The organism is Pseudomonas sp. lyk4-TYG-107, from assembly GCF_030209055.1.
Taxonomy (GTDB): domain Bacteria; phylum Pseudomonadota; class Gammaproteobacteria; order Pseudomonadales; family Pseudomonadaceae; genus Aquipseudomonas; species Aquipseudomonas putida_A.
Window position 1 is genome coordinate 50,972 of the sequence record NZ_JARVST010000004.1, and the last position, 19,669, is coordinate 70,640.

21 protein-coding genes are annotated in these 19,669 nt (G+C 60.8%); 14 read left to right on the plus strand and 7 right to left on the minus strand.

Translation table 11 applies throughout. The annotated features are described in order from the left end of the window. Positions 1-4 precede the first annotated feature (4 nt). The 5 genes from araH to QRN61_RS04270 all read left to right on the plus strand — a co-directional run bounded on the left by araH (position 5) and on the right by QRN61_RS04270 (position 5,474). The gene (araH, locus tag QRN61_RS04250) at positions 5-973 is read left to right on the plus strand and encodes an L-arabinose ABC transporter permease AraH (protein ID WP_027612371.1); all 969 of its coding nucleotides are present in this window, start codon (positions 5-7) and stop codon (positions 971-973) included. A gap of 188 nt (positions 974-1,161) precedes the next feature. Beyond that, a complete protein-coding gene (locus QRN61_RS04255; protein ID WP_027612372.1) occupies positions 1,162-1,875 on the plus strand; it encodes a GntR family transcriptional regulator in 714 nt (237 codons plus the stop codon). Further along, entirely contained in the window at positions 1,872-2,870 is a 999-nt protein-coding gene (locus QRN61_RS04260; RefSeq protein WP_115989161.1) for an ADP-ribosylglycohydrolase family protein, read from the plus strand. The genes QRN61_RS04255 and QRN61_RS04260 overlap by 4 nt, the downstream gene beginning before the upstream one ends. A 215-nt stretch (positions 2,871-3,085) precedes the next feature. Beyond that, positions 3,086-4,552, plus strand: coding sequence for a purine-cytosine permease family protein (locus QRN61_RS04265; protein WP_285373299.1), 1,467 nt, complete (start codon positions 3,086-3,088; stop codon positions 4,550-4,552). Then, positions 4,545-5,474 (plus strand): PfkB family carbohydrate kinase, encoded by a 930-nt coding sequence (locus QRN61_RS04270; protein ID WP_285373300.1) that lies wholly within the window; start codon positions 4,545-4,547, stop codon positions 5,472-5,474. Before QRN61_RS04265 ends, QRN61_RS04270 begins: the two co-directional genes overlap by 8 nt. A 118-nt stretch (positions 5,475-5,592) precedes the next feature. Here the strand turns inward: QRN61_RS04270 and QRN61_RS04275 are convergent, their stop codons facing one another. From QRN61_RS04275 to QRN61_RS04290, 4 genes are all read right to left on the minus strand, one after another. Continuing rightward, positions 5,593-5,973 (minus strand): Rho termination factor N-terminal domain-containing protein, encoded by a 381-nt coding sequence (locus tag QRN61_RS04275; RefSeq protein ID WP_027612376.1) that lies wholly within the window; start codon positions 5,971-5,973, stop codon positions 5,593-5,595. 63 nt (positions 5,974-6,036) lie between these two features. Then, a complete protein-coding gene (locus QRN61_RS04280) occupies positions 6,037-6,294 on the minus strand; it encodes a hypothetical protein (RefSeq protein WP_096794892.1) in 258 nt (85 codons plus the stop codon). A gap of 44 nt (positions 6,295-6,338) precedes the next feature. Then, positions 6,339-6,683, minus strand: a complete 345-nt coding sequence (locus QRN61_RS04285) for a hypothetical protein (RefSeq protein ID WP_047598772.1) — start codon at positions 6,681-6,683, stop codon at positions 6,339-6,341. Between the two features lie 97 nt (positions 6,684-6,780). Beyond that, positions 6,781-7,434, minus strand: coding sequence for an HD domain-containing protein (locus QRN61_RS04290; protein WP_027612379.1), 654 nt, complete (start codon positions 7,432-7,434; stop codon positions 6,781-6,783). A gap of 229 nt (positions 7,435-7,663) precedes the next feature. Between QRN61_RS04290 and QRN61_RS04295 the strand changes: the two genes are divergently transcribed. From QRN61_RS04295 to QRN61_RS04305, 3 genes are all read left to right on the plus strand, one after another. Beyond that, the gene (locus QRN61_RS04295; RefSeq protein ID WP_007961964.1) at positions 7,664-8,143 is read left to right on the plus strand and encodes a GNAT family N-acetyltransferase; all 480 of its coding nucleotides are present in this window, start codon (positions 7,664-7,666) and stop codon (positions 8,141-8,143) included. 661 nt (positions 8,144-8,804) lie between these two features. Next, the gene (locus QRN61_RS04300; RefSeq protein WP_027612380.1) at positions 8,805-9,095 is read left to right on the plus strand and encodes a hypothetical protein; all 291 of its coding nucleotides are present in this window, start codon (positions 8,805-8,807) and stop codon (positions 9,093-9,095) included. After that, positions 9,088-9,582, plus strand: a complete 495-nt coding sequence (locus QRN61_RS04305) for a hypothetical protein (protein ID WP_285373302.1) — start codon at positions 9,088-9,090, stop codon at positions 9,580-9,582. The genes QRN61_RS04300 and QRN61_RS04305 overlap by 8 nt, the downstream gene beginning before the upstream one ends. Positions 9,583-9,625: 43 nt before the next feature. On the opposite strand, the gene QRN61_RS04310 is transcribed toward QRN61_RS04305, so the two are convergent. Then, entirely contained in the window at positions 9,626-10,072 is a 447-nt protein-coding gene (locus QRN61_RS04310) for a hypothetical protein (protein ID WP_285373303.1), read from the minus strand. Positions 10,073-10,261: 189 nt separating this feature from the next. Here QRN61_RS04310 and QRN61_RS04315 point away from each other — a divergent pair, with 189 nt between their 5' ends. From QRN61_RS04315 to QRN61_RS04335, 5 genes are all read left to right on the plus strand, one after another. Beyond that, entirely contained in the window at positions 10,262-11,251 is a 990-nt protein-coding gene (locus QRN61_RS04315; RefSeq protein WP_285373304.1) for a 2-dehydro-3-deoxygalactonokinase, read from the plus strand. Positions 11,252-11,270: 19 nt separating this feature from the next. Continuing rightward, positions 11,271-11,891: a 2-dehydro-3-deoxy-6-phosphogalactonate aldolase gene (locus QRN61_RS04320; RefSeq protein WP_285373305.1), complete on the plus strand. Its 621-nt coding sequence runs from the start codon at positions 11,271-11,273 to the stop codon at positions 11,889-11,891. Positions 11,892-11,939: 48 nt separating this feature from the next. After that, positions 11,940-13,088, plus strand: coding sequence for a galactonate dehydratase (dgoD, locus tag QRN61_RS04325; RefSeq protein WP_007961968.1), 1,149 nt, complete (start codon positions 11,940-11,942; stop codon positions 13,086-13,088). A gap of 180 nt (positions 13,089-13,268) precedes the next feature. After that, positions 13,269-14,573: an MFS transporter gene (locus QRN61_RS04330; protein WP_097088423.1), complete on the plus strand. Its 1,305-nt coding sequence runs from the start codon at positions 13,269-13,271 to the stop codon at positions 14,571-14,573. Between the two features lie 60 nt (positions 14,574-14,633). Further along, positions 14,634-15,437 (plus strand): IclR family transcriptional regulator, encoded by an 804-nt coding sequence (locus tag QRN61_RS04335; protein ID WP_096794901.1) that lies wholly within the window; start codon positions 14,634-14,636, stop codon positions 15,435-15,437. Here QRN61_RS04335 and QRN61_RS04340 read toward each other — a convergent pair. After that, positions 15,434-16,486, minus strand: a complete 1,053-nt coding sequence (locus tag QRN61_RS04340) for an NAD(P)-dependent alcohol dehydrogenase (protein ID WP_027612386.1) — start codon at positions 16,484-16,486, stop codon at positions 15,434-15,436. The two genes, QRN61_RS04335 and QRN61_RS04340, sit on opposite strands and share 4 nt — an antisense overlap. 190 nt (positions 16,487-16,676) lie before the next feature. Here QRN61_RS04340 and QRN61_RS04345 point away from each other — a divergent pair, with 190 nt between their 5' ends. Next, positions 16,677-17,567, plus strand: a complete 891-nt coding sequence (locus QRN61_RS04345) for an AraC family transcriptional regulator (protein WP_007961974.1) — start codon at positions 16,677-16,679, stop codon at positions 17,565-17,567. A gap of 183 nt (positions 17,568-17,750) precedes the next feature. Here QRN61_RS04345 and QRN61_RS04350 read toward each other — a convergent pair whose 3' ends face one another. Next, positions 17,751-19,415, minus strand: a complete 1,665-nt coding sequence (locus QRN61_RS04350; RefSeq protein ID WP_285373306.1) for an electron transfer flavoprotein-ubiquinone oxidoreductase — start codon at positions 19,413-19,415, stop codon at positions 17,751-17,753. Between the last annotated feature and the right edge of the window lie 254 nt (positions 19,416-19,669).

Sequence of the window (19,669 nt, forward strand, 5' to 3'; positions counted from 1 at the left end):
TATGATGACCATCCAAAACAAGGCGCTGCCGACTCCCCGCAAACCGCTGGACCTGCGGCGCTTCCTCGACGACTGGGTCATGCTGCTGGCGGCGATCGGTATCTTCGTCGCCTGCACGCTGCTGATCGATAACTTCCTCTCGCCGCTGAACATGCGCGGGCTGGGTCTGGCGATTTCCACAACCGGCATTGCCGCGTGCACCATGCTGTATTGCCTGGCGTCAGGTCACTTCGACTTGTCGGTGGGCTCGGTGATCGCCTGCGCGGGGGTCGTTGCGGCGGTGGTGATGCGCGACACCAACAGCGTGTTCCTCGGCGTCAGCGCGGCGCTGGTGATGGGCCTGATTGTCGGGCTGATCAACGGCATCGTGATCGCCAAGTTGCGGGTCAACGCGTTGATCACCACGCTGGCGACCATGCAGATCGTTCGCGGCCTGGCCTACATTTTTGCCAACGGCAAAGCGGTGGGCGTGTCGCAGGAATCGTTCTTCGTCTTCGGCAACGGTCAGTTGTTCGGCGTGCCGGTGCCGATCCTGATCACCATCGTCTGCTTCCTGTTCTTCGGCTGGCTGCTGAACTACACCACCTACGGGCGCAACACCATGGCCATCGGTGGCAACCAGGAAGCGGCGTTGCTCGCCGGCGTCAACGTTGACCGGACCAAGATCATCATCTTCGCCGTGCACGGCGTGATCGGTGCGCTGGCCGGGGTGATTCTGGCGTCGCGCATGACCTCCGGGCAGCCGATGATCGGCCAGGGTTTCGAGCTGACGGTGATTTCGGCGTGTGTGCTTGGCGGGGTGTCGCTGAGCGGCGGGATCGGCATGATCCGGCATGTGATTGCCGGGGTGCTGATTCTCGCGATCATCGAGAACGCGATGAACCTGAAGAACATTGATACGTTTTATCAGTATGTGATTCGTGGTTCGATTCTGTTGCTGGCCGTGGTCATCGACCGCCTCAAACAACGGTAATCTTCAATCCCCCTGTGGGAGCGGGCTTGCTCGCGAATGCGGTGTGTCAGTCAATAATTTCGGCGTCTGACACAGCGCTTTCGCGAGCAAGCCCGCTCCCACAGTAGATCGCGCCGTTCTCCCGCCTCTCGTCACCTTCCCCAAATATTCCTTGCCCGTCCGCGCCCGTTTCGGTTATCACTTTGTACATGATTAGACAGGTACGATTTGACAAGAAACAACGGGTGGTCGATGAACTTGTCCGGCGCATCGAAAGCGGCCTCATGGAGGACGGCTTTCTGTTGCCCGGCGAGCATCAGTTGGCTCAGGAATTCAACGTCAGCCGTGGCACGTTGCGCGAAGCGCTGGCCGAACTGAAGCGGCGCAATTACATCGCCACGCAAAGCGGGGTCGGCTCGATCGTCACCTTCGATGGTGTCGCGCTCGATCAGCGCAGCGGCTGGGCGCAGGCGTTGGCCGACAGCGGGGCGCTGATCAACACCGAAGTGCTGCGCCTGGAAGCGGTAACGCGGCCTGATTTGCTTTCGCGCTTCGGCACCGACCAATTCATCACCCTCGATCGCCGTCGTCGTTCCAACGACGGCACGCTGGTGTCCCTTGAACGTTCTTTGATGCCGGCCACCGGCGGCCTGGAAAGCCTGCCGCGGGTCGGTCTGATCGACAACTCGCTGACCATCACCCTCGCTGCCTACGGCTACATCGGCGAGCGCGGCGATCAGTGGATCGGCGCCGAACCACTCAATGCCGAAGACGCCGAACTGCTCGGGCGCCCGGTCGGCACCGTGTTCCTCAAGGCCCTGCGTACCACCTACGACCGGCAGAACCGTTTCATGGAGCAGGTCGAAAGCCTGCTCGACCCGGTGCATTTCCGCCTGCACCTGCAATTTGGAGAATCGAAATGACCGCGCTCAACCGTGCCCTCGGTGCGTTTTATGGCCTGGCCCTCGGTGATGCGCTGGGCATGCCGACGCAATCGTTGAACCGCGAAACGATCAAGACCCGCTTTGGCCGGATCACTGATCTGCAGGACGCCGGTCCTCTGCAACCGATTGCCGCCAACATGCCCAAAGGCTCGATCACAGACGACACCGAACAGGCGATTCTGGTCGGTGAGTTGCTGGTCGAAGGCAAGGGCCGCATCGAACCGGCAGTCCTCGCTCAACGGCTGATCGAGTGGGAAGCCGAGATGCAGGCCAAGGGTTCGCAGGACCTGCTCGGCCCGTCGACCAAACGCGCCATTGAAATGATCCTCGCCGGTCACTCGCCAGAGGAGGCCGGACGCTATGGCACTACCAATGGTGCGGCGATGCGCATCACTCCGGTGGGCATCGCCGCCAACGTCACCGATCCCGAACGTTTCATCGCGGCCGTGGTGCAGGCCTGTCAGGTTACCCACAACACCACGCTGGGGATTTCCAGTGCGGCGGCGGTGGCGGCGGTGGTTTCGGCCGGGATCAATGGCATGGATCTGGGCGAGGCGCTGAACCTCGGTCAGCAGATCGCGCAACAGGCCGAGGCACATGGTCACTGGGTGGCCGGTGGGCGTATTGCTTCGCGCATCAGTTGGGCGCGCACCATCAGCGTCGATAGCGACAAGGCGCTGCTGGCGGATCTGCTGTACGACGTGATCGGCACGTCGGTGGCCTCGCAGGAATCGGTCGTGGTGTCGTTCGCCCTGGCGCAGCAAGTGGCGGTCGGCGAAATGAGCGCGTTCGAAGCGTTGTGCATGGCCGCCAGCCTTGGCGGCGACACTGACACCATCGCGGCGATTCTTGGCGCCATGCTCGGGGCCTGCCTGGGTCTTGAGAGTTGGCCTGCCGAGATGATCGAGACGGTGAAGGCTGTCAATCATCTGGAGCTTGAGCCGTTGGTGCAGGGGCTGTTGGCCTTGCGTTGATCGGGCGGACGCCTTCGCGAGCAGGCTCGCTCCCACATTGGATCTGTGGCGTTCACATAACCCATGTGGGAGCGAGCCTGCTCGCGAAGGCCGCACTGCAAATCTTGAATATTCACCCGCAATGGATCGCACAGACAGGCCGAGGAAGGCCACAGATGTCTTGTCGTTTTGCGTCATTGCCACAACCACAATAAAGGCAAACAGGAGCACTGTTCATGAGTTCAACAAACGCCGGGCCAAGCGCCGGGCAACTGGAAACCCGCGGCATCGAGCCGGTGCCGGAAGCCGAGTGCAACGGTCATCCGCTGCAACTGTTCTGGGTCTGGTTCGCCGCCAACATTTCCATTCTCGGCCTGCCATTGGGCGCCACGCTGGTGGCGTTTCGCGGGCTGGCGATCTGGCAGGCGATCATCGTTGCCATCGTCGGCGCCGCCGGTTCATTCGCCGTGGTGGGGATCATCTCGATTGCCGGCCGCCGTGGCCGCGCGCCGAGTCTGACCCTGTCGCGGGCGATCTTCGGCGTGCGTGGCAATATCGGCCCGACGCTGGTCTCGCTGATGTCGCGTCTGGGCTGGGAAACGGTCAACACCACCACCGCGGCGTTCGTGCTGCTGTCGCTGTGTTCGATCCTGTTCGGCTCGCCGGTTGAAGCGAAAAGTGCGCCAGTGCTGACGCTGATCTTCATCGCCATTTTCGTCCTGCTGACTCTGTCGGTTTCCGGCCTCGGTCACGCCACCTTGCTGGTGATCCAGAAGTGGGCGACCTACGTGTTCGGCGCGCTGAATATTCTGGTCGGCGGCTTCCTCTGCGCGACCATCGACTGGAGCGCGGTGTTCAACGCCACGCCGGCGCCGTTGAGCGCGATGATCATCGGCATCGGCACCATGGCTGCCGGTACCGGGATCGGCTGGGCCAACGCCGGTGCGGACATGTCGCGCTATCAGCACCGCAGCGTCAAGGCCGTACGGCTGGTCGCCTCGGCGGCGTTCGGTGCGGGGATTCCGCTGGTGCTGCTGATCACCCTCGGCGGCCTGCTGTCGGTGGGCAACAACGATCTGGCATCGGCGACTGACCCGATCGTGGCCATCCGCGACATGCTGCCGACCTGGATGGCCGTGCCGTACCTGATCACCGCGTTCGGTGGCTTGCTGCTGTCGAACAACCTCTCGGTGTACTCCGCCGGTTTGACCACGCTGACCCTCGGTCTGAAGGTCAAACGCGTGTACGCGGTGGTGGTCGACATCGTGGCGATCTTCGCCGGCTCGATCTACTTTATGCTGATCGCCGACAGCTTCTATGGCCCGTTCATTACCTTCATTTCGCTGCTGGCGGTGCCGATCACTGCGTGGGTCGGGATCTTTGTCGTCGACCTGCTTCACCGTCATTACTACAGCCCGAAAGACCTGCTCGATGTCAGCCCGAGTAGCGCCTATTGGTATCGCGGCGGCATCGAGTGGCGCGCGTTCGGCGCGTGGGCGATTGCCATCGTGCTCGGCTTCAGTTTCACCACCATCGGCACAACCGCCGAGAACGTCTGGTTCAAGGGCTTTTTGTCCGACTCGTGGCTGGGCCACAACGGCCTCGGCTGGATCGTGACCTTCGTGGTGGCCGGTGGCATTTACTTCGTCCTTGGCGGGGCGAAAGATCGCCGTGCCGCGCAAGTCGAGAATGCTCATGCCTAAGATGTTGCACACCGGCCAGGTCATCATCGACCTGGTCATGGCCGTGGATCAGCTGCCGCAAATCGGCGGCGATGTGCTGGCGCAGTCTGCCGCTTTCGAGGCTGGCGGCGGCTTCAACGTGATGGCCGCAGCCGTGCGCAACGGTTTGCCGGTGGTCTATCTCGGTCGCCACGGCACCGGGCGTTTCGGCGATCTGGCGCGTCAGGCGATGAAGGATGAAGGCATTCACATCGGCATCCAGATGCCTGCACAACGCGATACCGGGATATGCGTGGCGCTGACCGATGCGTCGGCCGAGCGCAGTTTCATTTCCTACATCGGCGCTGAAGGTGAGGTGACCGGAGAGGACTTGAACAGCGTGGCGGCCGAGGCGGGCGACTACGTTTATGTAAGCGGTTACAGCCTGCTGCACGCAGGCAAGGCGCAGGCGCTGCTGGACTGGACGCTGGCGCTGCCGGAGGTGATCAACGTGGTGTTCGATCCGGGGCCGTTGGTGGAGTCGCCGGACTCGGCGCTGATGCAGGCGCTGCTGCCGCGCATCGACGTGTGGACCAGCAACAGCGTCGAAGCGCTGCGGTTTACCGGGGCGGCGGACATTGATCAAGCGCTGGACCGGCTGGCGGATCATCTGCCCAAGGATGTGCTGATGGTGGTGCGCGATGGACCACAGGGTTGCTGGATTCAGCAGCGTGGCGAGCGACGGCATGTACCGGGGTTTGCGGTAAAAGCCGTGGACAGCAACGGGGCGGGTGATGCCCATGCCGGGGTGTTCGTCGCCGGGTTGGCGCAGGGTTTGACAGCCCATGAGGCGGCGCGGCGGGCGAATGCGGCAGCGGCTTTGGCAGTGACACGATGGGGGCCGGCAACAGCGCCGGGCGCGGCTGAAGTGGATGGGTTTATCCGCGGATCCGGCAGCGACTGAGCTGACGCTTTCGCGAGCAGGCTCGCTCCCACAGGGAGATTTGCATCGTTCATAGTTCCCTTTGTGGGAGCGAGCCTGCTCGCGAAGGGGCCATACGGCTCAGCACAAAAAATATGGATCAGCCCGCTTTGCGCAACGCCGCAATCAACTCATCCTTGCGCATCGAAGAACGCCCGGCAATGTTCTTCGCCCGCGCCTCCTTGCGCAGACTGTCTACGGTCTGAGTATCCCGGGAGGCCTTGCTGTCACGCGCATGTCCCTCGCGACTGGCCACTGCGCGTCGTGACGACTCCTTGCGGTCTTCGGACTTGGCACTCGCCGGTTTCTTGCGTCCGGAACCGCCAGCCTTTTCGCCGCCGCCCGACTGTTTGTTGACCGTCGCCCAGGCCCGCGCTTCGGCTGCATCCTTCGACAAGCCTTTTTTCTCATAGCTGTCTTCGATGTGTTCGGCCTTGCGCTTCTGTTCGGCGGTGTATTTGTCTTTGCTTCCACGAGGCATGGGATTTCTCCTCTTTTGTGCAGATTCGGCCGCTCGCCGCACCGGCAGCGAGCGGCCTGAGGACTACTGCAAATCCAGCTTGCGCGCCGCTTCGACGCCCGCCGCACTGAGCTTGATCGGCAGATTCAACGAGTGTTCGCCGGCCTCGTTGCAGGTCACATGACCATGGTGGATCAAGCCGCGATCCTGCAGGGAGGCGAGGGCGCTGGCCACCACTTTCTCGCCGCGATAATTGTCCAGCACCTCTTTGCCCAGTCCGCTCGGATGGGCATGCAGCAGGCGGGTGAGGACTTCTTTTTCCAGGTTTTTATCGACGTTCATGGTTACCTCTTCATGGATGTGAATAGGACGCTCGCGTCGGCGAACTACTGGCCGCCGCCCTCGGAGCCCGAGCCACCGGTGGTGGTTTTCGAGCCGATGCCGGGGCCGGCGTTATCGGGTGTGGCGGGGGAGTCAGGGGTGTTCATGCCACCCTGGCGACCGGGGTCACTGCCTTGGGTGCGTGGGTCGGTGCCAGTGGCAGGTGGCTGGTTGATCAAGGGTACGCCGGAGCCATCGGTGTTCATGCCGGGGGCACTGTTGATGGCGGGCGCGCGTGGCGGTGGAACCGGGTCGGTGGGGCCTGTGCCCGCTGCGGTGGTGGAGGCGGCGAACACCGCAGGACTCAGCAGGGCGGCGAAAACGAGGGCAGTCAACCTTGACGGGATCATAGGGCTTCTCCAGTGATTGGAATCCTTACCTGTATTTGGTCTGCCCTCGAATCGGATTGGTGCCTGATGAACGACGAACGGTCGAGACACAGGATTATCAGTCGAGGCCGATTTCTTCCTTGAACTGCTCCATGAAACCCTTCAGGCGTTGATGGCGGATCTGCGCCAGACGCTGACCGGCGCCAGTCTGGAAACCGTCGGCGAGGTGCAGCAGCTTGGTCTGGAAGTGGTCGAGGCAGAAGCGTGTGTCGTCGTAGTCGCGCTCCTTGGCTTCAGGGTCGAGCGGGTCATACAGCGCACTGCCCATGCGCCCGGCGACGTAGAAGGTGCGGGCAACGCCGAGCATGCCCAGCGAGTCGAGCCGGTCGGCGTCCTGAACGAGTTTCGCTTCGAGGGTCAGCGGGGTGATGTTGGCGGAAAAACTGTGGGCTTCGATGGCGTGGGTGACGCCGCTGATTTTGCTTTCGGGCCAGTCCAGATCGGCCAGCACGCTGGCGGCTTTTTCTGCGGCGAGACGCGAAGCCTGCGAGCGCAGCGGCGAGTTTTTTTCCACGGACACGCAATCGTGCAGCAGCACGGCAGCGAGCAACACCTCCAGGTCGCCACCTTCGTCAGCCTGCAAGGTGCGCGCGTTGTGCCAGACCCGTTGCAGGTGCGCGAGGTCGTGGGCACCGTCGTCGCCGGGTTCGAGGGCGTGGGGCAGCAGTGCTGCTGCAAGCGCCTCCACGGGCATAAAAATCTCAGTGTTCATGAGCATCCTTTCAGACTGGCGAAGTTCCTGTGGGAGCGGGCTTGCTCGCGAAGGCGTCAATCCAGTCACCATCATTGTTGTTTGTCAGAGCGCTTTCGCGAGCAAGCCCGCTCCTACAAAAAGCCACACTGTTTGCAATAGCGGAGCAGGATATTCTCTGTGTTGCCATGTGACGAGCGCCGTCCGTGGCCTTAGTATGGCGCTTTCCAATTTCCGACAAGGCCCGTCCATGACGATCGAAATCCGCCCGGCGACCCCCAGCGATGCACCGCAAATCCTCGCCTTCATCACCGAACTGGCAGATTTCGAAAAGGCCCGTCACGAAGTCATTGCCAGCGTCACCGACATCGAGCGCAGCCTGTTCAGCGAAGGCGCTACCGCCCACGGCCTGATCTGCCTGCGTGACGGTGTGCCTATCGGTTTTGCAGTGTTCTTCTTCAGCTATTCGACGTGGCTCGGCAGCAACTGCCTGTACCTCGAAGACCTCTACATCACCCCCGAACAACGCGGCGGCGGTGCCGGCAAAACCCTGTTGCGGCATCTGGCGAAAATCGCCTGCGACAATGACTGCGGACGCTTCGAATGGAGCGTGCTGGACTGGAACACCCCGGCCATCGAATTCTACAAATCCCTCGGTGCGCAGCCGCAAGAAGAGTGGGTGCGCTATCGCATGGATGGCAAGGTGTTGCGTGAGTTTGCCGAAGGCTGATGAGATGATGGCAATCCGATGCTGAAGTGATTGCCGCCACCGGGATGGCGGTGTTGTTGCCGATCATTGAGATCAACCAGTTGGTGCAGTAGCTGATTCCGAGGTCGTCTGGTCTGGCCTCTTCGCGAGCAAGCCCGCTCCCACAGGGGACAGAGTTGTTAATGCAATATATGTCACACCGCAAGAACCTGTGGGAGCGGGCTTGCTCGCGAAGGCGCCCGTCAGAACAACAAATAATTCAGACTTTTTTACCAGGACTTCAGCATCACCCGACCCTCAAAAGCACCATCCTCGGGTTCTCCTTTCTGTCATCTGCAACCACCCCGCAACGGCTGCAGCCGTGACATCCGTTCGGTCGCGCCCTCCGCCAACTGCCTATGACGTAACAGCAGGTTTTTGCAGGCCTGCGGCATCTTTGGCAACCAAAGTGTGGCAAGCAATAACCTCGATATCAACAACCCCAGCGTTTGCAACGGCATTGGCCGTCCTCTGAACTAAAAATCTTGAAACTCAATGGCGGGCTCTTTATGGGACCGCCATTTCAAAAAGGATTTCGTAGTGACTGCGCACTGCCCGCCACCAGACACAACGCCACCGCGTGTGCCAACGGCTTGAGCAGCCAAAGCGACGGCTCGACGGTTTCACGCTTGGAGGACAGAACGTGGGTACGACGACGGGATGGGCGAGCGAGCATCAAAAAGAGCCCGCGCCTAAGGCTGAATATTGGGTGAATGTGAGAGCCGATGCCAAGGACTGGAATTTTTCCGACCTGGTGGCTGATTTCGGAGAACAGTGGGATATGAAGAGCGGTCCGAACATGAATGGCAGGGTTGACGTTAACCACGCTGATGCATGGGCCATTTATATTGCCGATCTTGGCGCTGGGCTGTCAGCCAGAGATGTTCTGATGGAATCGGTGGTGTTGCATTTTAAAGGAAGGAAATGTGCGTAAGTTAATTCTGATTTTGATGTTTTCGATGTGTACTTCATGTGCGATCAGCCACGGAAAACCTACTGCAAAAATCGAGTATTTGGGGGTGGAGCGCTACTTGGATCGAAACATTTACCAAGTCAGTTTTTCGTCCGACGTCGATGTAGACAAACTCTTCAAGTCCAAGATAAGTCAGTCGCTGCTTTGTGCTTTGGGGGAGAGTAGAGATTTTTCGCAGTCGCGCAATCTGAATGAATATGGTGAAGGATGGATTGAGCCTCTGAAGCCTGCAGACGGATCCACTTTCAAAGCGGATCTCATGTTTTATCGTGTGAAAGACTCAACGAGTGAAACGCTGATGAGCAGCAAGGACTTAAGCACTGTATTAGCGGGGCGAAAAACAATCGCATGCAAAGTCAGAATCAACTCCTACTCCTACAAAATCTACTATTCAGAAACGATGAATATTCCTGTTGCTGAGCTGCTTAAGGAAATTGACAAGTATTGAGATTGGGCTTCTTGCCTGATCACAGGAAGCCTTGTTCTGATGCTCATTTCTCTGCGGATTCCCAATGACCGCTGAGCAATCCATCAAGTGTCTTTCGCACGGAAATCTTGAAAGCCCCGGCCTTCTCTTCATCGAAGGCCGCTCTCCAGTAGGTGTAGCCCTGACTGAAATCCGGAATCTGCGCCGTCTCTCCCACGCGACGAGTCAGGCTGCGCTGCAAAGCCTCGGCCTGGAAAGGCAGGTGGGGCATTGCGGTGAACTCGCCTCCGGTGACCGGGTTGATCATCCGAATGCCATCAACGCGGATATGCACGACGCTGCCGTAGTGCGGATAGCTTTCGATTTTGAGGATGGTCAAGGTCGAGGCTTCTTCACCCGGCCGGGTGTTGTAAGCCCAGATATCACCCTCCTTGATAGCGGGCAAGGCGCGGGCAATCGCCGCGAAGCAGAGTGCGCTGCAGAGCAGTAACGCCTTTAAAGCGGTTTTCATTTTTCTTCCTTGAACCTGTCGAGAGCGGTCGTCGCGTGAATGGGATCGGCATTTTAGAGATTTGGCGAAGAAACGGCTGTTACACTTGTAAATCCCATAATATGGGAATGATATTTATATATTGAGATTTTCCTGCGCCGAGGTTTATAGTCCGTCGTACTCACTGCCAAAAACAAAACAGGTGAAGCGATGCAGGCGCAATTGATCGCGCTCGACTGGGGGACGACCTCATTACGTGCTTACAAACTCGCAGCGGGCGGGGTGGTGCTGGAGCAGCGTGCGCTGTCGTCCGGGATCATGCAGTTACCGAAGACGCCGCGAGTCATCAACGGTGCTGAATGCGCCGACGGTTTTGAACTGGCCTTCGAAGAGGCGTGTGGCGACTGGCTCGAGGCGCAGCCGGATCTGCCAGTGATCGCCTGCGGGATGGTCGGCAGCGCCCAGGGCTGGCGCGAAGCGGCCTACTGCGAGACGCCGGCGAACGTCGCCAATCTCGGAAATTCCCTACAAACACTGGTCAGTCTGCGCGGCACACGGGTACATATCGTGCCGGGGGTGATCCAGCGTTCGCGTCTGCCCAATGTGATGCGCGGCGAAGAAACTCAGGTCCTCGGCGTACTGCAGAACCTGCCGGCCGAGGCGGGCGGCGATCTGTTGATCGGTCTGCCGGGTAGCCACTCCAAGTGGGTGGAGGTGGTCGAGGGCCGCATCACGCATTTCGACACCTTCATGACCGGCGAAGTGTTCGCCGTGCTTAGTGAGCACAGCATTCTCGGGCGTACCCAGCAACAGGGTGCGGCGTTCGACGGGTTGGCGTTCGACCGTGGCGTGCAAGTGGCGCTGTCGGCGGACGGCGAACTGGGCGTGCTCTCCACATTATTCAGTGCCCGCACCCTGGGCCTGACCGGCGAACTGGCGCCGACGGCGCAAGCGGATTACCTCTCTGGCCTGATGATTGGCCATGAACTGGTGGCGCTTGCCGCAGCCCAGCGGCGCCGACGCAATAGTGCGCATCTGCCGTCGATCATCCTCATCGGCAACGCGCAACTCTGCGCCCGTTACGGCCGAGCCCTCGATGCCTGCGGTTTCGCGCGCGTCACGCTGGCCGAGCAGGCCACCGAGCGTGGTCTGTGGCAACTGGCGCTGGCCGCCGGGCTGCTCGATTCCTTATCCCGTTAACCCTGACTGGAGGCCTGACATGCTCAAGCAAGCATTGGCACAAAACGGTCTGATCGCAATCCTGCGTGGCCTGCATCCGCAGGAAGCCGCTGCTGTCGGAGAAGTCCTGTATGCCACCGGATTTCGCGTCATCGAAGTACCGCTCAATTCCCCGTCGCCGTACGAAAGTATCCGCATCCTGCGTCAGACCTTGCCCGCCGATTGCCTGATCGGTGCCGGCACGGTGTTGACCCCGGAGCAGGTCGAGCGGGTGAAAGAGGCTGGCGGCCAGGTGATCGTGATGCCACACAGCGACGCCAAAGTGCTGCGCGCAGCGAAAGCGGCGGGGCTGTACCTGTCGCCGGGAGTAGCGACGCCGACCGAAGCGTTCGCGGCGCTGGAGGAGGGCGCGGACATTCTCAAGCTGTTCCCGGCCGAGCAGATGAGCCCGGCGGTGGTCAAGGCATGGCTCGCGGTGTTGCCTTCCGGGACGGTGCTGGCGCCGGTCGGCGGGATCACCCCGGACAACATGCAAGCATTCATCGACGCTGGCGTGAAAGGTTTCGGCCTCGGTTCCGGACTGTTCAAACCGGGCATGACGGTTGAGCAAGTGGCGGCCAATGCCAAGGCCTACGTGGCTGCCTGGAAAGCCCTTCGCTGAGATTTATCCGGCGCTGCGTGCGCTGCATCTAACAAGAGAGACAAACAGATGAAAATCACCAAACTCACCACCTTCATCGTCCCGCCGCGCTGGTGCTTCCTCAAGGTCGAAACCGATGAGGGTGTGACCGGTTGGGGCGAGCCTGTGGTCGAAGGCCGCGCCCACACTGTCGCCGCTGCCGTTGAAGAATTGTCCGACTACCTGATCGGCAAAGACCCACGCAACATCGAGGACATCTGGACCGTGCTGTACCGCGGCGGCTTCTACCGTGGTGGCGCGATCCACATGAGTGCACTGGCCGGTATCGATCAGGCGCTGTGGGACATCAAGGGCAAGGCCCTCGGCGTGTCGGTCAGCGATCTGCTCGGCGGTCAGGTGCGCGACAAGATTCGTGTGTATTCGTGGATCGGTGGCGATCGTCCGGCCGACACCGCACGCGCCGCGAAAGAGGCGGTGAGCCGGGGTTTTACTGCGGTGAAAATGAATGGCACTGAAGAGCTGCAGTTCCTCGACTCCTTCGAGAAAGTCGATCTGGCCCTGGCCAACGTTGCCGCCGTGCGCGATGCCGTCGGGCCGAACGTCGGTATCGGCGTCGACTTCCACGGTCGGGTGCACAAGCCGATGGCCAAGGTGCTGATGAAGGAGCTCGACCCGTACAAACTGATGTTCATCGAAGAGCCGGTGCTCAGTGAAAACTACGAAGCGCTGAAAGAGCTGGCACCGTTGACCAGCACGCCGATCGCCCTTGGCGAGCGGCTGTTCTCGCGCTGGGATTTCAAGCGGGTGCTGAGCGAAGGCTACGTCGACATCATCCAGCCGGATGCCTCGCATGCCGGCGGTATCACCGAGACCCGCAAGATCGCCAACATGGCCGAAGCCTACGACGTGGCGCTGGCGCTGCATTGCCCGCTGGGGCCGATTGCGCTGGCGGCGTGCCTGCAACTGGACGCGGCTTGTTACAACGCGTTTATCCAGGAGCAGAGTCTGGGTATCCATTACAACGAGAGCAACGATCTGCTCGACTACGTGAAGGATCCGCGAGTGTTCGACTACGATCAGGGCTTCGTGAAGATTCCGAACGGGCCAGGGCTGGGCATCGAGATCAACGAGGAATACGTGATCGAACGCGCGGCGGTCGGCCACCGCTGGCGCAACCCGATCTGGCGCCATGCCGATGGCAGTTTTGCCGAGTGGTGAGTCTCTTCTGACCCACCACAAATCCTTGTGGGAGGGGGCTTGCTCCCGAATGCGGCATGTCAGCTAAAGAGATGTCGACTGACACTCCGCATTCGGGAGCAAGCCCCCTCCCACAATTGATCTCCATGGATGGGAGATGGCGTCAATGACCTCAAATAATCATAAGAAGAGGCACCCCCCATGCCAACGCAAACCCTCACCGGGCAGGCGTCTTTAGTCACGCCTAGCCGCAAGCGGTTTTTCATCATGGTGTTGCTGTTCATCACCGTGGTCATCAACTACCTCGACCGCAGCAACCTGTCGATTGCCGCGCCCGCGCTGACCAGTGAACTGGGCATCGACCCGGTTCACGTCGGGCTGATTTTCTCCGCATTCGGCTGGACCTACGCCGCGATGCAGATTCCCGGCGGCTGGCTGGTGGATCGGGTGCCGCCGCGCATTCTCTACAGTGTCGCGCTGCTGCTGTGGTCGCTGGCCACGGTGCTGCTCGGTTTCGCTGCGAGTTTCATTGCGCTGTTTGTGCTGCGCATGGCGGTCGGCGCGCTGGAAGCACCGGCCTATCCGATCAACAGCCGCGTGGTGACCACCTGGTTTCCCGAGCGCGAGCGGGCCACGGCGATTGGTTTCTACACCTCCGGGCAGTTTGTCGGCTTGGCGTTTCTGACGCCGGTGCTGGCCTGGCTGCAACATGAGTTCGGCTGGCACATGGTGTTCGTCGCGACCGGTGCGGCGGGCATTATCTGGGCGGCGATCTGGTACGCGGTGTACCGCGAACCGCGAGATTTCAAGGGCGCCAACGACGCGGAGATCGACCTGATCCGCGAGGGTGGCGGACTGGTGGATATTCAAGCGCAAACGGCCAAGGCCTCGTTTAGCTGGACCGACCTCGGCATTGTCCTGAGCAAACGCAAGTTGTGGGGCATCTACCTCGGCCAGTTCTGTCTGAACTCGACGCTGTGGTTCTTCCTGACGTGGTTCCCGACCTACCTGGTGAAATATCGCGGCATGGACTTCATCAAGTCCGGCCTGTTGGCATCGCTGCCGTTTCTCGCGGCCTTTGTCGGCGTGCTGTGCTCGGGGTTCTTTTCCGACCTGTTGATCCGCCGTGGCTGCAGCGTGGGCTTCGCGCGCAAGTTGCCGATCATTGGCGGGCTGCTGATTTCAACCTCAATCATCGGCGCCAATTTCGTTGAATCGACACCGCTGGTGATTGCCTTCCTGGCGTTGGCGTTTTTCGGCAACGGTCTGGCCTCGATCACCTGGTCGCTGGTCTCGACCCTCGCTCCGGCGCGGTTGCTGGGGCTGACCGGCGGGGTGTTCAACTTCATCGGCAACCTGTCGGCGATTGCCACGCCGATTGTCATCGGGTTCCTCGCCAGTGGTGATTCGTTCGCCCCGGCGATTACCTACATCGCGGTGCTGGCGCTGATCGGTGCATTGTCCTACGTGCTGCTGGTGGGCAAGGTCGAACGTATCGAGTTGTAGTCGTCTGCGTCGGGCGACCATAATGCCGCCCGTTCCCTCGCTCAACGGTAAAGGCTGGATATGCAGGAAGACGCCCCGGAAAAAACCAAGGACGCCGCACCCACCGGCACCCAGACGCTGCTTCGCGGCCTGGGTGTGGTGCAGGCGGTGGCCAGTGGCGCCCGCGATCTGAAAGAGATCGCCCGACTGATCGGCACCACGCGCAGCACCACCCATCGTCTGGCCAGTTGCCTGGTGGACGAACGCTACCTACGCGTGGTTCCGCAAATCGGCTATCTGCTGGGGCCAAAACTGATCGAACTGGGGTTTCAGGCGCGCGAAGAGTTGCCGCTGGTGAGTCTGGCCGGGCCGTATCTGGACGAGTTGTCGGCGCTGACCGGCGACACCGTGCACCTGGGCATTCGTGAGGGCGACGAGGTCTTGTATCTGCTGAAGAATCCGGGGCGTAACGGTCCGGAAATGCGCTCGCGGGTCGGCCATCGCATGCCGTTGGCGCGCACCGGGATCGGCAAGGCGTTGATGCTCGATGATGCGCCGCAGGATTGGCAGCGGCTGTACGACATCAGCCTGCCGGCGGGTGGGAAAAGTCAGTTCTGGCCGCAGCATCCCCAGCAGTCGTGGGAACAGCTTGAACAGCGCATGACCGAGTACGTGGCCGGCGGCTACGCCTTCGATCTGGAAGACAACGAGCCGTCGATCCGCTGTGTGGCGGCGCCGATTCGTGATGCGAGCAAGCGCATTGTGGCGGCGATCAGTATCGCCAGCACCGTGCCGTACATGCCGCTGGAAAAAATGGCCGAGCTGATTCCCCTGATCAAAGGGGTCACAGCCCGGCTCTCGGCAGAACTCGGTCTGAAGGTTTAAAGCTTCAACGTCGCCATGTCGATCACGAAGCGATACTTCACGTCACCGGCAATCATCCGCGCGTAAGCCTCGTTGATCTGGCGGATGTCGAGCATTTCGATGTCGCAGGTGATGTTGTGCTCGGCGCAGAAATCCAGCACTTCCTGGGTTTCGGCAATGCCGCCGATCAACGAACCGGCCAGCACGCGGCGGCCCAGCACCAGGTTGGCAGCATGCACCGGCGGGTCGATCGGTTCGATCAGGCCGACCAGAATGTGCACGCCATCAAAGCGCAGGGTTTGCAGGTACGGGTTGAGGTCGTGCTGCACCGGAATGGTGTCCAGCAGGAAGTCGAACCGGCCTGCAGCGGCAGCCATCTGCTCGGCATCGGTGGAGACGATCACGTGATCGGCGCCCTGACGACGACCTTCCTCGGCCTTGCTCGCCGAACGGGTAAACAGCGTGACTTCCGCGCCCATCGCCTTGGCGAACTTGATGCCCATGTGGCCGAGGCCGCCCATGCCGAGAATCCCGACCTTGTCGCCGGCCTTGACCCCGTAGTGCTTGAGCGGTGAGTAGGTGGTGATGCCGGCGCAGAGGATCGGCGCGGCGCTGGCCAGATCCAGCTTTTCCGGAATGCGCACGACGAAGTGCTCGCTGACCACGATGCTGTCCGAATAACCGCCCATGGTGTTGCTGCCATCGACCCGGTCCGGGGTGGCGTAGGTCATGGTCGGGCCTTCGAGGCAGTATTGCTCGAGGTTCTGCTGGCAGGCAGCGCAGGTGCGGCAGGAGTCGACCATGCAACCGACACCGACCAGATCGCCGACTTTATGTTGAGTGACGTTCGCACCGACGGCGGTGACTTTGCCGACGATCTCATGGCCGGGCATCAACGGATAAACCGCGATGCCCCATTCGTTGCGCGCCTGGTGGATGTCGGAGTGGCAGACGCCGCAGTACAGGATCTCGATCGCCACGTCGTCAGCGCGTGGGCTGCGGCGTTCGAATTTCATCGGGGCGAGGGGAGTGGTGGCCGATTGGGCGGCATAACCGATAGCGGTGTACATGAGAAACCTCGCAGAAGCAGTGACAGGTGAGGTGGCGCATTTTGGGCGCCGTCTGCCGCTGCGGCCATGACGATTCCTCCGGGTCTCATGCCTAATCCTCCGGCATGCAGGTCTGGGCAAGCGCATTGGCAAAAGGATCTGCGATGATGCTTGCATGCCTTTTTCCGTGACTTTTTTGAAGACCCCTCCGATGCAGTTGACCCGTCACCTTGATGCCAATGCCACGCTGGTTTCGCTGATCGAGCCGCTGGCGCTTTGCGATGGTTACAGCCAGACCGGGCTGCCCGGCGTGCAGGTGTTGCGCGCCAGTTGCGACGTGGCGCGTGGCCCGCACATTTATGAGCCGAGCCTGATGATCATCGCCCAGGGCAGCAAACTGGCGTTCCTCGGCCCGCGCACCATGGAATATGGCGCCGGGCATTACCTGATTCAGGCGCTGCCGGTGCCGTTCGAGTGCGAAACCTTTGCCTTGCCGGATGCGCCGTTGCTGGGTGTGTCGGTGGCCATCGACCGGGTGCTGCTCGGCGAGCTGGTGCTGGCCATGGGGCTGGCGCCCGGGCGGCATATCCCGGCGCAAACGCCGGAGTCGATGACCTCGGTGGTGCTCGACGATGACATGCGTGGCTGCGTCGAACGCTTGCTGCGCTGTCTGCACGATCCGCTGGAGCGGCAGATTCTCGGGCCGGCGCGAGTGCGTGAATTGTTGTTCACTGCGCTGCGCGGGCCGCAGGCCGATGTGTTGCGCGCGCTGGTCGAGCAGCAGGGGCAGTTCGCCCGGGTTGCGGCATCGATCAGTCATCTGCATGCGCACTACACTGAGCCGCTGAACGTCGAGACTTTGGCCAGTTGCGCGAACATGAGCGTGTCGTCCTTCCACGAGCACTTCAAGCGCAGCACGCTGTTGTCGCCGGTGCAGTATCTGAAACGTTTACGCTTGCTCAAGGCGCAGACCTTGCTGGTCGCCGAAGGGCTGGGCGTGGCGCAGGTGGCGCATCGGGTGGGGTATCAGAGTACGTCGCAGTTCAGTCGCGAGTACAAGCGCTACTTCGAGCGTAGCCCTGGTGATGAGCGCGTAGCCTGATAAGACGATAATCCCCTGTGGGAGCGAGCCTGCTCGCGAAGGCGGTGTAGCAGTCGACATCATTGTTAACGACACACCGCTTTCGCGAGCAGGCTCGCTCCCACAGTTGTTTTGTGGTGTCAGAGGAATTTTGGGCAACAAAAAGGCCCCCGTTTCGGGAGCCTCGTTGTTCAGCGATACGGCTTACATGTTCGGGTAAGTCGGGCCGCCAGCGCCTTCCGGCGTGACCCAGGTGATGTTCTGCGAAGGGTCCTTGATGTCACAGGTCTTGCAGTGCACGCAGTTCTGGGCGTTGATCTGGAAGCGTTTTTCGCCGTCTTCCTTGGTGATCACTTCATACACGCCGGCCGGGCAGTAGCGCTGGGCCGGTTCGTCGTACAGCGGCAGGTTCTTGCTGATCGGGATGCTCAGGTCGGTCAGCTTCAAGTGGCACGGCTGTTCTTCTTCGTGGTTGGTACCGGAGATGAACACCGAGCTCAGTTTGTCGAAGCTGAGTTTGCCGTCCGGCTTCGGATAGTCGATCTTCTTGCAGTCGGCCGCGAGCTTCAGGCAAGCGTAATCCGGCTTGGTGTCGTGCAGGGTAAACGGCAGTTTGCCGCCGAAGATGTTCTGGTCCAGCCAGTTGAAACCACCGCCGACGATCGCGCCGAACTTGTGGATCGCCGGGCCGAAGTTACGGCTGGCGAACAGTTCGTCGTAGAGCCAGCTCTTCTTGAAAGCGTCGACGTAAGTGGTCAGCTCTTCGGTGCCATCCTTTTCGGCGAACAGTGCGTCGGCCACCGATTCAGCGGCCAGCATGCCGGACTTCATCGCGGTGTGGCTGCCCTTGATCTTGGCGAAGTTCAGGGTGCCGAGGTCGCAACCGATCAGCGCGCCGCCCTTGAAGACCATTTTCGGCAGCGAGTTCAGGCCACCTTTGCAGATCGCACGGGCGCCGTAGCTGACGCGCTTGCCGCCTTCCAGGTACTGGGCCAGCACCGGGTGATGCTTGAGGCGCTGGAACTCGTCGAACGGCGACAGGTAGGTGTTGCTGTAGGACAGGTCAACGATCAAACCGACCACCACCTGGTTGTTTTCCAGGTGATAGAGGAACGAGCCGCCGGTGTTTTCGGTGCCCATGATGTCCAGCGGCCAACCGGCGGTATGCACCACCAGGCCTGGCTGGTGTTTGGCCGGGTCGATTTCCCAGATTTCCTTCAGACCGATACCGTAGTGCTGGGCGTCGGCATCGCTGTCGAGGTTGTAGCGCTTGATCAGTTGCTTGCCGATGTGGCCACGGCAGCCCTCGGCGAACAGCGTGTACTTGCCACGCAGTTCCATGCCCGGGGTGTACAGGCCTTCTTTCGGGTTGCCTTCGCGGTCGACGCCCAGATCACCGGTGATGATCCCGCGCACGATGCCGTTTTCGTCGATCAGCGCTTCCTGAGCGGCGAAGCCCGGGTAGATTTCTACGCCGAGGTTCTCGGCCTGCTGGGCCAGCCAGCGGCACAGGTTGCCGAGGGAAATAATATAGTTGCCTTCGTTGTGCATGGTCTTGGGCACAAAGAAGTCAGGAATTTTCTGCGCACTGTCGGCGTTTTTCAGCACGAAAATGTCATCGCGGGTGACCGGAGTGTTCAGCGGGGCGCCGAGTTCTTTCCAGTCCGGGAACAGTTCGTTCAGAGCACGTGGTTCGAACACGGCACCGGAAAGGATGTGTGCGCCGACTTCGGAGCCTTTTTCGACCACGCAGACGCTGATTTCCTTACCGGCTTCGGCGGCCTTCTGCTTCAGACGGCAGGCGGCGGACAGGCCAGCGGGGCCGGCACCGACGATGACCACGTCGAATTCCATGTATTCGCGTTCCACAGGCTATCTCCTACTCAAGGCTCAACAGTTTTTTTTCTAATTTGGAGGTTCGGTGTCGCATCCGTTATTGCCTTTACGTTAACGTCAAGGGTAATAATGGGCAAACCACCTTTCTCTCTAGGCGGCGCATTATATCTACACCACTCCGAGCGTCCAATACAAACGTTTGTTTGAATCGGCTCCAGCCCAGAGAAATCAAAGAAGCGCGGCTTATGAACGGCCATTTTGCCGTATTGACCGGAATAGGCGTTCCG